Genomic DNA, 13,484 nt, shown 5'->3' with positions numbered 1-13,484 from the left:
TCTCACTCCTTTGATGGGGCAGGAAAAGCGGACAACGCGCTGCCCCGGACGACCTTGTCCGAGCCATGACTGTAACGGGTGGAGACGAAGGGGCCATGCGCCGGAAGTCAGGGAGCTTTCCCTGCAATGGCGCGCCCGACAGGAATCGAACCTGTAACCGCCGGCTTAGAAGGCCGGTGCTCTATCCAGTTGAGCTACGGGCGCCCGAACCGGAACCGCGTCCAATCCGACGTAATGGGATTGGTCGGGGTAGAGGGATTCGAACCCCCGACATCCTGCTCCCAAAGCAGGCGCGCTACCAGACTGCGCTATACCCCGGTGTTTCAATCCCCTCGGGCAGGGCCCGGGGAGCTGGCCATTGTGAACAAGCGCAGCGCAGCCTGTCAACGCGGCGGGCCCGCCGGCGCGGCCCTGCCACACCGCCGTAGGCAGCCATCGGCTATGCTCGCTGCAATCGGCCGGATGGCCGTAACCACCTCTTTCGCACGGAGATTTCGCATGCGCAGCGGCAACCCGGCTCTTTCCGAGTCGACTTTCCTCGACCTGGCCAGCGGCTCGGTGGTGACCCACCCCGACCAGGCGATGACCCTCAACGGCACCGTCAACAAGACCGGCATCCTGTTGCTGCTGACCGTGCTGACCGCCGCCTTCGCCTGGAACCAGTCGATCAACGACTACGGCCAGGTGATGGCCAGCGCCAAGCTGTACGCCATGGGCGGCGCGATCGGCGGCCTGGTGCTGGCGCTGATCACCATCTTCAAGAAGGAATGGTCGCCGGTCACCGCGCCGATGTACGCGCTGGTGGAAGGCCTGTTCCTGGGCGCCATCTCAGCCGTGTTCAACATGAAGTTCCCTGGCATCGTGTTCCAGGCGGTGCTGCTGACCTTCGGCACCCTGTTCGCCCTGCTGTTCGCCTACCGCAGCGGCCTGATCAAGGCCACCGAGAACTTCAAGCTGGGCGTGGTCGCCGCCACCGGTGGCATCGCCCTGCTCTACCTGGCCTCGTTCGTGCTGGGCTTCTTCAACATCAACGTGCCGATGATCCATGACGCCAGCTGGCTGGGCATCGCCTTCAGCCTGTTCGTGGTGGTGGTGGCCGCGCTGAACCTGGTGCTGGATTTCGACTTCATCGAAACCGGCGTGGCCCAGCGCGCGCCGAAGTACATGGAGTGGTATGGCGCATTCGGCCTGATGGTGACCCTGGTCTGGCTGTACGTGGAGTTCCTGCGCCTGCTGTCGAAGATCCAGCAGCGCTGAGCCCGATCAAGCCGTAAACGACAAGCCGCGATCCGCGAGGGTCGCGGCTTTTTTGTGGGTTGCATCAACCCCCTTGCCGGATAATCGGGCAACAACCCAGTCGAGCAAGCTCGACGCTACGGAACCCCCACCCCATGCCCGACACCTTCCACAGCTATCGCCCCGCCGACGGCCACCGCCTGCCGCACGACCCGTTCAACGCCATCATCGGCCCGCGCCCGATCGGCTGGATCTCCAGCTGCGCCGCCGACGGCGCCTTGAACCTGGCGCCCTACAGCTTCTTCAACGCCTTCAACTACACCCCGCCGATCATCGGCTTCTCCAGCCAGGGGCGGAAGGACTCGCTGCACAACATCGAGGCTACCGGCGAATTCGTCTGGAACCTGGCCACGTTCGACCTGGCCGAGGCGATGAACGAAAGCTGCCGCGCGGTCGCGCCGGAGGTCGATGAGTTCAGCCTGGCCGGACTGACACCGCTGGCGTCCACCCAGGTGCGACCGCCGCGCGTTGCACAGAGCCCGGTCAGCATGGAATGCCGCTGCACCCAGATCGTGCGCCTGCGCGATGCCGCCGGCCAGGACACCAACGGCTGGCTGGTGCTGGGCGAAGTGGTGGCGGTGCATATCGATGCGCGGCTGCTGGTCGATGGCATTTACGACACCGCTGCGGCCGACCCGATCCTGCGCGGTGGCGGCCCGGCCGATTACTTCCGGGTCAGCGCCGAACAGCGCTTCCGCATGTTCCGCCCGGCCTGAGCCTCAACGCGACAGCAGCACCGGCAGCGCCGAGCACAGCAGGGCGATGCCGGAGGCGGTCAACAGGCCCAGCACGATCTGCCGGAAGCGCGCTTCACTGATGCCGATATACAGGCGCGCGCCCAGCAGGGTCGGCACCAGCATGGCCGGGGCCACGATGGCGAAGTACGGCAGCATCTGCCGGGTGATCATGCCGTTGCCGACATAGGTGGCCATGGTCACCGCCAGCATGGCCAGGTTGAAGTTCTGGATGACCGCGCGCTGCTCGTCCTTGGCGAAGCCGCGCAGCGTGCTCCACAGCGTCGGCACCGGCCCTGCGAAGCCGCCTATGCCACTGAGCACGCCGCCGGCCATGCCGGCCACGGCGTCGCCGATGCGGCCACCCACTGTGATGGGCGGCAGCCTGCGCACCATCAGCATCACCGGGCACCACACCGCCAGAAACCCACCCAGCAAGGCCTTGAACCAGGCCATGTCCAGCTGCGGCAGCACCAGCACGCCCAGCGGAATACCGGCCAGGCCACCCAGCACGAACGGCAGCAGCAGGCGCAGGTTGAAGCCGCGGCGCACGGTGAACACCGCCAGCAGCTGCCCGGTCAGCGCACCGAACACCGAAAGCGCAGCGGCCAGCCGCGGGTCCAGCCCCCAGGCCCAGAAGGACATCGCCACCATGCCGAACGCGAACCCGGAAAGGCCCTGCACGAAGCCGGCGACGATCGCACCGACCGCCACCAGCAGATAGACCGGATCCATCACGCTCCTCGTTGCCGTGGCGTGGCTAGCCTGCCCCGCCCGTCCACCCAGCGTAGTGCGTGGCCAGGTGATCGACCAGCGCGCGCACCTTCGGCGCCAGTGCACGCGCATGCGGGTACAGCGCGAAGTAGCGGCGTTGCCCCGCATTCCAGGCCGGCAGCACGCGGATCAGGCGACCGCTGCGCAGGTCTTCCTGCACGGTCAACGCAGTAAACAGACTGATGCCCATGCCCGCCATCACCGCCGCATTCAGCGCGGGCGTGGCATCCACGCGCAGGCGCTGGCCGGCCTCGATGCTGGCGGTGGCGCCGCGCGGCCCCTGCAGCTGCCACGGCGCACCGGCTCCGGTCGGACTGAAGCCCAGCAGCGTGTGCTGCTGCAGGTCGGTGGGCTGCCGCGGCAGGCCGTGCCGGGCCAGGTACGCGGGCGCGGCCACCAGGATGCGCGGGCAGCTGGCCAGCTCGCGCGCCACCAGCTGGCTGTCCGGTAGCGACGGCGCAATGCGCAGGGCCAGGTCGAAGCCACCGCCAACGACATCCACCAGCTGATCGTCGGCCGACAGGTCCAGCGAAACCTGCGGGTAGCGGGCCAGGAAACCGGGCAGCCAGTGCGGCAGTTCCTGGCTGGCCACCACCTGCGGCACGCTGATGCGCAGGCGCCCGCTCGGCTGGGCCTGGCCGGCGCGTGCGCGGTCATCGGCGGCCTCCAGGCGATCCAGCAGGGCCACGGCCTCGTGGTAATAATCGCGCCCGGCCTCGGTCAACGACAGGCGCCGGCTGTTGCGGTCGAGCAGACGCACCTGCAGGTGTTCTTCCAGTTGCCGCAGCTGCCGCGACATCGCCGAATGGGTGGTGCCCAGGCGCTCGGCGGCGGCGGTGAAACTGCCCGCTTCGACGATGGCGCGCAGCGCGCGCAGGGCGGCGAAGTGATCCATCGAAGGCAGCTCCCGGAAGCGGAGCCCGCGACCTGCGGGCCCCGCCAGCTTATCAAGCGCCGTCGCCGGCCTTGCGTACCGGCAGCGCCAGCATCGCCTCGGTGCTGATCACTTCACCGAAGGCATCTTCGATCTGCGCCAGCGAAGCTTCGTGCAGCGCGCGGTGACCGATGCGCTGGCCGCCGGCCAGGTCCAGATCGCGGCTGGCGGTGGCATCACCGGCCACGATCACGCGGTAGCCGCGCGGTGCGGCGGCCGCATCGCGGGCAGCACCGACCACGCAGGCATGAGTCTGCAGGCCGGTGACCAGCAGGGTGTCGATGCCAGCCTCCTTCAACACCTTGTCCAGCACCGCGGCCGAAGCACCGGCGAACACGCTGACGTTGTCCTTCTGCACCACCGTCTCGCCCTGGCGCGGCTGCAGGTCGCGATGGAAGGCGGCATTGACGCTGCCCTGCGCGAACAGCGGCGCGCCGGCCGGCAGCACGTGCTGCACGTGGATCACCCGGATGCCGTTGGCGTCGGCGAACTGCACCACACGCTTGGCCTGCTGCAATGCGGCCACGCCATCGGGAATGACCATGCGGCCACCGGCGAAGCCCGGCGCAGCGCTGGCGTCGAAGTATTCGTTCTGGAAATCGATGACCAGCACGGCGGTCTTCGCGGCGTCCAGCGCGGTGACCGACGGTGCACCGGCCATGTGGCGGATGGTGGGATGGGCCGGCTCGGCAGCGGCGACCGGCGCGGCGGCGGCCATGCCGATCAGGCTGGCCAAGCCGAAGGCGGAAAGATTCATGGGGCGATTCCTGTGCGGTGGGAAGTGGGCACAGGATGCGGAGCGGACGGCGCACGAACCAGCGGCTTCGTGGCACATGATCTGTGCGATTCGCGCACAGATGGTTCCCGCAGAGTCGAGCCATGCTCGACTGCTCCTGCGTAGTCGAGCATGGCTCGACGCTACGAGGCCAGCTTGACCCCATTGAGCCGCACGATCATCGCGTGGTCGCGACCCAGCACCACTTCGGCGGTATTGCCGCCCGCGCGCGCGGCACCTGCAAGGCCCGCCGGGTACTTCACCGGCACGCCGGCCAGCGTCTGCACATGCTGGGCCGGAGGGGATTTGCCCCTGACAACAAACGCCGCGCAGCTGCCTTCAAGCAGATACACCGGCAACCCTGCAGGGAACTCGATCAACTGCAGGACGCGCGCCTCGCTCACGCGCAGGCTGCGGAGGGGCACTCCATGCCTGCGCAGGTGGCGCAGCGCACGCTGGGCGCGGGACCACGGCCAGTAGAAGGTGGCGTAGATCGCCACGCCGATGGCATAGACAGCAACGGCCGCCACGACCCACACGGCCGCCTCAGGCATCTGGAAACATCCTGTCGGTGAAAACCCGCGGTTGAAAACGCAGACGGGCCGTACAAGGACGGCCCGTCTTCAACGCTGTGCCTCCCCGGCTGGACATCGCCCGAGGCGATTTCCAGCGGGAGCGCCGGCCGCTTACAGGCGGCTGGCGATGGCCTGGGCGAAGCTCATGGTGGTACCGGTGCCGCCGAGGTCGCCGGTCAGCGAATCCTTGGCTTCCATGGTGGCCACGATGGCCTTGCGCAGGCGCTCGGCGTTTTCCGGCTGGCCGACGTGGTCCAGCATCTGTGCAGCTGCCAGCAGCAGCGCGCACGGGTTGGCCTTACCCTGGCCGGCGATGTCCGGCGCGGTGCCGTGCACGGCTTCGAAGATCGCCGCGTCCTTGCCGATGTTGGCACCCGGGGCCAGGCCCAGACCGCCGACGAGGCCGGCGCACAGGTCGGAGATGATGTCGCCGAACAGGTTGGTGGTCACGATCACGTCGAACTGTTCCGGACGCATCACCAGCTGCATGCAGCAGTTGTCGACGATCATTTCCTGGAACTCGATGTCCGGGTACTGCGCGGCCACTTCACGGGCGACGTTCAGGAACAGGCCCGAGGTCGACTTGATGATGTTGGCCTTGTGCACGGCGGTGACCTTCTTGCGGCCGACGCTGCGGGCCAGCTCGAAGGCGTAGCGCACGATGCGCTCGGAGCCCTTGCGCGTGATGCGGGTGCCGGAGAAGGCGGTCTCGCCATCAGCCGAGACTTCCTGGCCTTCGGCCAGGTACGCACCTTCGGTGTTCTCACGAACGGTGATCAGGTCGACGTTGTTGAAACGCGACTTGGTGTTCGGGAAGGTGTGGGCCGGACGCACGTTGGCGTACAGGTCGAAGTGGCGGCGCAGGCTGACGTTGATCGAGGTGAAGCCACCACCGACCGGGGTGGTCAGCGGGCTCTTCAGCGCGACCTTGTTGCGCGCGATCGATTCCAGGGTCACCGCCGGCATCAGGTCGCCGTGCTTTTCCAGGGCCACCAGGCCGGCGTCCGCATCTTCGTACTCCAGGCCAGCGTTGAGCTGGTCGAGGACGAACAGGGTAGCGTCCATGATTTCCGGGCCGATGCCGTCGCCGCGGATGACCGTAATTTTCTGCGTCATTGATCGATGTTCCGAACAGGGGGGAATACGCCGTCCGGACGTGCCCGGAAACGCCGGCGCTAAGGAAGTTTCACCCGCAATTATGCCTGAGCCGGGGCCGAGGTCCCAAATAGACCATGGTCCCACTCCCCGGCTCAGGCAGTGTGCCCGCGCGCATTGGCGGCTGGATCGCGGAAAAACCCGGTAGTGCCGGCCGCTGGCCGGCAACCTCGGCCATCCGGGGTTCAGGCAATGCCGGCCAGCGGCCGGCGCTACCTCAGTGCTCGTGCGCTTCCGGGGCGGCGGCGCCGCCTTCGAGCTGGTCGAGGAAGTCGACCGCGCGGCGCAGGTGCGGGATCACGATCGAGCCGCCGACCACCAGGCCGACCGAGAAGGTCTCGAAGAACTCTTCACGGGTCACCCCGGCTGCCTTGCACTGGGCCACGTGGTAGCTGATGCAGTCGTCGCAGCGCAGCACCATCGACGCCACCAGGCCCAGCAGTTCCTTGGTCTTCACGTCCAGCGCGCCGGCCTGGTAGGTCTGCGTGTCCAGCGCGAAGAAGCGCCGCACCACCTGGTTCGGCTCGCCCAGGATGCGTTCGTTCATGCGCTTGCGGAACGCGGTGAATTCGGCGATGCGGTCCTTGCTGCCGTCGTCGGCCGCGCTCATGCCTGGCCCTGCCCGGCCAGCAGCGGCTCGAGCTTGCCTTCGCGATGCAGGGCCATCATGTCGTCGTAGCCGCCGACATGGACGTCACCGACGAAGATCTGCGGCACGCTGGTGCGGCGGGTCAGGGACATCATCTTCTCGCGCTCGACCGGGTCCAGGTCGATGCGGACCTCGGTCCACTGCTGGCCCTTGCTCTTGAGGAAGTTCTTGGCCGCCACGCAGTACGGGCAGACGGCGGTGGAATAGATGGTGATGGCGGGCGAGGCGCCAGCGGGCTGGTCTGTCACGGGAAACTCCACGATGGATCGACGGTCCATATATGGTACCGGTGTGCTGGAATTTCCACGCCACGACCGCAACACTGTGGATTAACGAATGGTTGCCCCCTGCCCTGCCACGCTTGGCGCGCCCCGCCCGAGGACCTCCCGCTTGCGAGCCCTGCTGCTGACTACCGCCGTCACCCTGGCCCTGGCCATGCCGCTGGCCCAGGCCCAGGAGAAGCTGCCGGACATCGGGTCGTCGGCCGGCGAACTGCTGACCCCGGCACGGCAGGCCGAGTACGGCGCGATGATGCTGCGCGAGCTGCGCAACTACGGGTACCTGCTGGACGACCCGCTGGTCAACGACTGGCTGCAGACCATGGGCACCCGGCTGGGCTCCAACAGCGACCAGCCGCGCCAGTCCTACACGTTCTTCGTGATGAAGGACCGCCAGATCAACGCCTTCGCCACCCTTGGCGGCTACATCGGGGTCAACGCCGGCCTGGTGCTGACGGCCGAGCGCGAGGACGAGGTGGCGGCGGTGCTGTCCCATGAAATCGCCCACGTCACCCAGCAGCACGTGCTGCGCGGGGTCGAGCGGGCCCAGCGCGACCAGATCCCGATCCTGCTGGGCATGCTGGCAGCAGTGGTGGCCGCCCAGGCCAGCAACAGCTCGTCCTCCGGCAACGCGACCATGGCCGCGATCAGCTCGGGCATGGGCCTGATGCAGCAGCGGCAGATCAACTACACCCGGTCCAACGAATCCGAGGCCGACCGCCTGGGCATCCGCACCCTGTCGCGCAGCGGCTACGACGTGGACGCCATGGCCGGCTTCTTCGAGCGGATGTCGGCCGCCATGCGCGGCAACAACGGCGGTTACCAGGCCCCGGACTTCCTGCAGACCCACCCGGTCAATACCACCCGCATCAGCGAGGCCAAGGCCCGCGCCCAGCAGATGAAGAAGGACACGGTGCTGCTGACCACCAGCACCCCCAGCGGCGAGCGCAAGGAGCGGGTCAACCCGGCCGACCCCAGCCTGGGCGAGCCGCTGCTGCGCGGCGCCAACCCGCTGCTTCCCAGCAGCGTGCTGCGCCTGCCGATCGGCCAGCTCAGCCGCGGCGCCAGCGGTGACTTCGACTGGGCCCGCGAGCGCCTGCGGGTGCTCAGCGCCGACACCACGCCGGAGCTGGAACGCGAGTACGCCGACCTGGCCCGGCGGCAGAAGGACGGCCTGACCGACGCCCAGCGCTATGGCCAGGCCCTGGCCGCCATGCGCGGCGGCCGCGCCGGCGCCAACCAGGCCCGGCAGGCCCTGGCCAGCCTGCTGCAGACCCATCCTGACAGCCTGTTCGTGGCCCTGGCCCTGGGCGAGGCGGAATCCCGTGCCGGCCAGCCGGTCCAGGCCAACGCCCGCTTCGAACAGCTGCTGCGCGAACACCCCAACAGCCGCCCGGTGGCACTGACCTACGCCGAAATCCTGAATGAACAGGGCGGACGCGAGGCCGGCCAGCGCGCCCAGGCGATGCTGCGGCCCCTGCTGTCGCAAAGCGGTAACGATCCGGTTTTCCAGCAGCGCTACGCCCGTGCCAGCGAGCTGGCCGGGGACAGCGTGCGGGCCAGCGAGGCCTATGCCGAGGCGGCCTTCCTCGGCGGTCGCCCGGAGCAGGCGCTGATGCAGCTGCAGGCGCTCAAGCGCAATCCCGAGCTGGACTATGTCGGCCGCGCGCGGGTGGATGCGCGCATCGAGACCATCACCCCCACCGTGCTGGAGCTGCGCCGCCAGGGCGTGCAGGACCCGGAGCTGGACCGGCGCTGAGCGCCGCATGACCGGGGGATGGCAATCGGCGCCGATCCCGGCCACGTAGTCACAAACATGTCATCAAACCGTAGTCTACTGGCACCACTCCAGTAACCGAGCCCTACGGTGTCCTCGTGCAGAAACGCATCCTGATCGTCGATGACGAGCCCGCGATCCGCGAAATGGTCGCCTTCGCCCTCCGCAAGGGCGATTACGAACCCGTCCACGCCGGCGATGCCCGCGAGGCCCAGACCGCGATCGCCGACCGCGTCCCCGATCTGATCCTGCTGGACTGGATGCTGCCCGGCACCAGTGGCCTGGACCTGGCCCGTCGCTGGCGCAAGGAAACCCTGACCCGCGAAGTGCCGATCATCATGCTGACCGCGCGCGGCGAAGAGAATGATCGCGTCGGCGGCCTCGAAGCCGGTGTCGACGACTACGTGGTCAAGCCGTTCTCGGCCCGCGAACTGCTGGCCCGCATCCGCGCGGTCATGCGCCGCGCCCGCGACGACGACGAAGACGGCAGCGTGGCCGTCGGCCCGATCCGCATCGACGGCGCCGCCCACCGCGTGTTCGCCAACGAACAGCCGGTGCCGATCGGCCCGACCGAATACCGCCTGCTGCACTTCTTCATGACCCACCCCGAGCGCGTCTACACCCGCGCCCAGCTGCTGGACCATGTGTGGGGCGGCAGCGTGTACGTGGAAGAACGCACCATCGACGTGCACATCCGCCGCCTGCGCAAGACGCTGGAACCGTTCAACGCCGAGAACATGGTGCAGACCGTGCGCGGCGCTGGTTACCGCTTCTCCAACGCGACCTGAGCCTCGTCGTGCCGGCACCGCGCACCCGCGGGTGCCGGTGTCGGCAACTCTGCTATAACCCTCGGTTCACCGCGTGAACCGCCGCCTCCAACGACGAGACCGCAATGCCCCGCCACATCCGCTCCGCCTGGTTTAAGACGCTGGCCTCCGTGGCAGCGGTATTGGTGCTGGCCGGCGTGGTCGGGTGGTTCAGTGGGCATCTGTGGCTGTGCATCGCGCTGGCCGCACTGGCCACGCTGACCTGGCATTACTGGCGTCTGCGCAGCGTGCTGCGCCGGCTGACCGCGCGCCAGCGCTGGGAAACCGCCGAGGAAGGTACCGGCGTGTGGAACGAGCTGGACCGCCTGCTGTACCGCAACCAGGTGGAAATGCGCGTGCGCAAGCGCCGCCTGCTGGACATGCTGCGCAGCTACCGCGCCGCCGCTGCCGCCCTGCCCGATGCAGTGGTGGTGCTGGACCGCAACAGCCAGCGCGTGCAGTGGTTCAACGAAGCGGCCACCGCCCTGCTCGGCCTGCACCACCCCGGTGACCTCGGCGAAGCCCTGGTCGAACGCCTGCAGCCGATGCCGCTGGCGCACTGGCTGGCCGGCGGCCGCAATGCCGAACCGATCCTCGACGCGCCCTCGCCGGTGGACCCCGCGATCCGCCTGAACCTGCGCCTGATCCCCTATTCCAACGATTACTGGCTGCTGATCGCCCGCGACGTCAGCAAGCTGCTGCGCCTGGAACAGGTGCGCCGCGACTTCGTCGCCAACGTGTCGCACGAACTGCGCACCCCGCTGACCGTGGTGCACGGCTACCTGGACATGATGGATCCGGAAGACTTCCCCGGCACCGGCCCGATGCTGGAAGAAATGCGCAAGCAGAGCCAGCGCATGGCCCAGCTGGTGGAAGACCTGCTGACCCTGTCGCGACTGGAATCGCAGGAACACAGCGAAGCGGAGACCGTGGCCATGCAGCCGATGCTGGCCACCCTGCGCCGCGAAGCCGAGGCGCACAGCCAGGGCCGCCACCAGATCAGCATCGACGACCTGGCCGGCGTCGACCTGCTGGGCTCAACCAAGGAACTGCACAGTGCGTTCTCCAACCTGGTCACCAACGCCGTGCGCTACACCCCGGCCGATGGCCGCATCGCGGTGGAGTTCCGCCGCGAGGGCGATGGCGCCGTGCTGGCCGTGCGTGACAGCGGCTACGGCATCCCCGCCACCCACCTGCCGCGCCTGACCGAACGTTTCTACCGCGTGTCCAGCAGCCGCTCGCGCGAGAGCGGTGGCACCGGCCTGGGCCTGTCCATCGTCAAGCACATCCTCGGCCTGCACCACGCACGGCTGGAGATCGAAAGCGAAGTGGGCAAGGGCTCGGTGTTCTCCTGCCATTTCGATGCCGACCACGTGCGCCCGCGCGAGTCCGCCCCCCTGACCTCCATCGAAGAATGAAGCCATGAGCAGCCTTGGATCCCTCCCCCTCCCCGTGAGCCCGGACAACGATCCACTGCGTGACCCGGCGCTCTACATCAACCGCGAACTGTCCCAGCTGGATTTCAACTTCCGCGTGCTGGCGCAGGCGATGGACCCGCAGGTGCCGCTGCTGGAGCGCCTGCGCTTCATGTGCATCTCCTGCACCAACCTGGACGAGTTCTTCGAGATCCGCGCCGCGGCCGTGCGCCACGCGCAGGAATTCGGCCTGCCGCCGGCCCCGGACGGCATGAGCCCGCAGACCATCCTCAATGCCATCCATGACCGCGCGGCGGAACTGGTGGACCAGCAGTACCGCTGCTGGAACGAGACGCTGCGCCCGGCGCTGGCCGAGGCCGGCATCGGCGTGCTCGGCCGCCACTCCTGGAACCACCGGCAGAAGCGCTGGCTGCGCGCGTACTTCCGCAACGAGATCATGCCGGTGCTGTCGCCGCTGGGCCTGGACCCGGTGCACCCGTTCCCGAAGATCCTCAACAAGTCGCTGAACATCGTCGTCGTGCTGACGGGCACCGATGCGTTCGGCCGCGCCGGCCACCTGGCCATCGTGCGCGCACCGCGTTCGCTGCCGCGCATCATCCAGCTGCCGGAAAGCTTGGGCGGCGGGCAGAACTTCGTGTTCCTGTCCTCGGTGCTGTCGGCCTTCGTCGACGAGCTGTTCCCGGGCCTGGAAGTCCAGGGTGCCTACCAGTTCCGCGTCACCCGCAATTCCGAGCTGGTGGTGGACGAGGAAGAAGTGGAGAACCTGGCGCTGGCCCTGCGCGATGAACTGGTCGACCGCGGCTACCGCCCTGCGGTGCGCCTGGAGATCGCCGAGGACACGCCGAAGGACATCGTGCGCACCCTGCTGCAGAACTTCGGCCTGACCGAAAACGCGGTGTACCGGATCGATGGCCCGGTCAACCTCAACCGCATCATCCAGCTCTATGACCTCGTGCCGCAGCCGGACCTGAAGTACCCGCCGATGAATCCGCGCACCCTGCGCGACAGCGACGGCATCTTCGAGATCGCCCGCCGCCAGGACCTGCTGCTGCACCACCCGTTCGATGCCTTCACCGCCGTGCTGGACCTGATCAAGCAGGCCGCAGTGGACCCGAACGTGCTGGCGATCAAGCAGACCCTGTACCGCACCGGCAAGGATTCGCTGATCGTCGATGCGCTGATCCAGGCCGCCCGCAACGGCAAGGACGTGACGGTGGTGGTCGAGCTGCGCGCGCGCTTCGACGAAGAAGCCAACCTGGGCCTGGCCGACCGCCTGCAGGAAGCCGGCGTGCAGGTGGTGTACGGCGTGGTCGGCTTCAAGACCCACGCCAAGATGCTGCTGATCGTGCGCCGCGAAGGCCGCAAGCTGCGCCGTTACGTGCACCTGGGCACCGGCAACTACCACAGCGGTACCGCCCGTGCGTACACCGACATCAGCCTGATCACTGCCGATGCGGACATCGGCAATGACGTGCACCTGCTGTTCCAGCAGCTGTCCGGGCTGGCCTCGAAGATGAAGCTGAAGCGCCTGCTGCAGTCGCCCTTCACCCTGCACACCGGCATCCTCGCCCGCATCGAGCGCGAGACGCGCATCGCCGCGGCCGGTCGTCCGGCGCGCATCATCGCCAAGATGAACGCGTTGAACGAACCGCAGGTGGTGCGCGCGCTGTACGCGGCCTCGCAGGGCGGCGTGCAGATCGACCTGATCATCCGCGGCGCCTGCACCCTGCGCCCGGGCGTGCCGGGCGTGTCGGACAACATCCGCGTGCGCTCGATCGTCGGCCGCTTCCTGGAGCACAGCCGCGTCTACTGGTTCGGCAACGACGGCGCACCGGAGCTGTACTGCGCCAGCGCCGACTGGCTGGAGCGCAACCTGCTGCGCCGCGTCGAGACCTGCTTCCCGATCCTCGACCCGGACCTGGCCAAGCGCGTGTACCGCGAAGTGCTGCAGAACTACCTGGACGACAACCTCAACGCCTGGGAACTGGATGCCGAGGGCATCTACCACAAGCGCACCCCGGCCCACGACGAAGCGCCGCATTCGGCGCAGATGGCGTTGATGCAGGGTCTGTAAGCCTCCCGGTGGGTCCCGACCGTTGGTCGGGACTCAAACAGTGCCGACCAACGGTCGGCACCCACCATCAACACCGGGGTCAGAGCCCGTTGCGCAGCAACGGGATCCGACCCCGTGCCCGCCACCCGCCCGCACAACCCCACAACCCCAACAAAAATTGAAATCCCCCCCCTGAACCGCACACCCCCCCATCCGCTAACAATAACCCAAACCCCAAACCC

The 13,484-nt window shown here is 68.0% G+C and carries 13 protein-coding genes and 2 tRNA genes; 6 read left to right on the top strand and 9 right to left on the bottom strand.

What is annotated here, in order from left to right; translation table 11 throughout:
- Positions 1 to 127: 127 nt before the first annotated feature.
- Positions 128 to 204, bottom strand: a tRNA-Arg gene (locus tag ACVOK1_RS10135).
- 37 nt (positions 205 to 241) lie between these two features.
- Positions 242 to 318, bottom strand: a tRNA-Pro gene (locus ACVOK1_RS10130).
- 180 nt (positions 319 to 498) lie between these two features.
- Here ACVOK1_RS10130 and ACVOK1_RS10125 point away from each other — a divergent pair.
- Together ACVOK1_RS10125 and ACVOK1_RS10120 are read left to right on the top strand one after the other, a co-directional pair.
- Positions 499 to 1,257, top strand: coding sequence for a Bax inhibitor-1/YccA family protein (locus tag ACVOK1_RS10125; protein WP_159097476.1), 759 nt, complete (start codon positions 499 to 501; stop codon positions 1,255 to 1,257).
- A gap of 134 nt (positions 1,258 to 1,391) precedes the next feature.
- Positions 1,392 to 2,012 (top strand): flavin reductase family protein, encoded by a 621-nt coding sequence (locus tag ACVOK1_RS10120; RefSeq protein ID WP_108767896.1) that lies wholly within the window; start codon positions 1,392 to 1,394, stop codon positions 2,010 to 2,012.
- 3 nt (positions 2,013 to 2,015) lie between these two features.
- On the opposite strand, the gene ACVOK1_RS10115 is transcribed toward ACVOK1_RS10120, so the two are convergent.
- From ACVOK1_RS10115 to grxC, 7 genes are all read right to left on the bottom strand, one after another.
- Complete coding sequence (locus tag ACVOK1_RS10115; protein WP_108767895.1) at positions 2,016 to 2,765, bottom strand: sulfite exporter TauE/SafE family protein; 750 nt, start codon at positions 2,763 to 2,765, stop codon at positions 2,016 to 2,018.
- 25 nt (positions 2,766 to 2,790) lie between these two features.
- A complete protein-coding gene (locus tag ACVOK1_RS10110) occupies positions 2,791 to 3,699 on the bottom strand; it encodes a LysR family transcriptional regulator (protein WP_481561948.1) in 909 nt (302 codons plus the stop codon).
- A 52-nt stretch (positions 3,700 to 3,751) separates the two neighbouring features.
- On the bottom strand, positions 3,752 to 4,495 hold the full coding sequence (locus tag ACVOK1_RS10105) for a cysteine hydrolase family protein (RefSeq protein ID WP_481561947.1): 744 nt from the start codon (positions 4,493 to 4,495) through the stop codon (positions 3,752 to 3,754).
- Positions 4,496 to 4,656: 161 nt separating this feature from the next.
- The gene (locus ACVOK1_RS10100; protein WP_481561946.1) at positions 4,657 to 5,067 is read right to left on the bottom strand and encodes a hypothetical protein; all 411 of its coding nucleotides are present in this window, start codon (positions 5,065 to 5,067) and stop codon (positions 4,657 to 4,659) included.
- Between the two features lie 132 nt (positions 5,068 to 5,199).
- A complete protein-coding gene (locus tag ACVOK1_RS10095) occupies positions 5,200 to 6,204 on the bottom strand; it encodes an isocitrate dehydrogenase (RefSeq protein ID WP_108767891.1) in 1,005 nt (334 codons plus the stop codon).
- 256 nt (positions 6,205 to 6,460) lie between these two features.
- Positions 6,461 to 6,853: a carboxymuconolactone decarboxylase family protein gene (locus tag ACVOK1_RS10090; RefSeq protein ID WP_481561945.1), complete on the bottom strand. Its 393-nt coding sequence runs from the start codon at positions 6,851 to 6,853 to the stop codon at positions 6,461 to 6,463.
- A complete protein-coding gene (grxC, locus tag ACVOK1_RS10085; RefSeq protein WP_305888387.1) occupies positions 6,850 to 7,170 on the bottom strand; it encodes a glutaredoxin 3 in 321 nt (106 codons plus the stop codon). Before grxC ends, ACVOK1_RS10090 begins: the two co-directional genes overlap by 4 nt.
- A 112-nt stretch (positions 7,171 to 7,282) precedes the next feature.
- Here grxC and ACVOK1_RS10080 point away from each other — a divergent pair, with 112 nt between their 5' ends.
- The 4 genes from ACVOK1_RS10080 (at position 7,283) to ppk1 (ending at position 13,263) form a co-directional block, all read left to right on the top strand.
- The gene (locus ACVOK1_RS10080) at positions 7,283 to 8,929 is read left to right on the top strand and encodes a M48 family metalloprotease (RefSeq protein WP_481561944.1); all 1,647 of its coding nucleotides are present in this window, start codon (positions 7,283 to 7,285) and stop codon (positions 8,927 to 8,929) included.
- Between the two features lie 116 nt (positions 8,930 to 9,045).
- Positions 9,046 to 9,735 carry a phosphate regulon transcriptional regulator PhoB gene (gene phoB, locus ACVOK1_RS10075; RefSeq protein WP_108767888.1) on the top strand — a complete coding sequence of 230 codons (690 nt, stop codon included), beginning with the start codon at positions 9,046 to 9,048 and terminating at the stop codon, positions 9,733 to 9,735.
- Between the two features lie 104 nt (positions 9,736 to 9,839).
- Positions 9,840 to 11,171 carry a phosphate regulon sensor histidine kinase PhoR gene (gene phoR, locus ACVOK1_RS10070; protein WP_200753451.1) on the top strand — a complete coding sequence of 444 codons (1,332 nt, stop codon included), beginning with the start codon at positions 9,840 to 9,842 and terminating at the stop codon, positions 11,169 to 11,171.
- Positions 11,172 to 11,175: 4 nt separating this feature from the next.
- A complete protein-coding gene (gene ppk1 / locus ACVOK1_RS10065) occupies positions 11,176 to 13,263 on the top strand; it encodes a polyphosphate kinase 1 (RefSeq protein ID WP_481561943.1) in 2,088 nt (695 codons plus the stop codon).
- The last annotated feature ends 221 nt before the right edge of the window (positions 13,264 to 13,484 follow it).

Source organism: Stenotrophomonas sp. STEN087, from assembly GCF_056759115.1.
The sequence above is the reverse complement of the archived record's forward strand: the minus strand, read 5'-3'. Positions and strand labels throughout refer to the sequence as shown.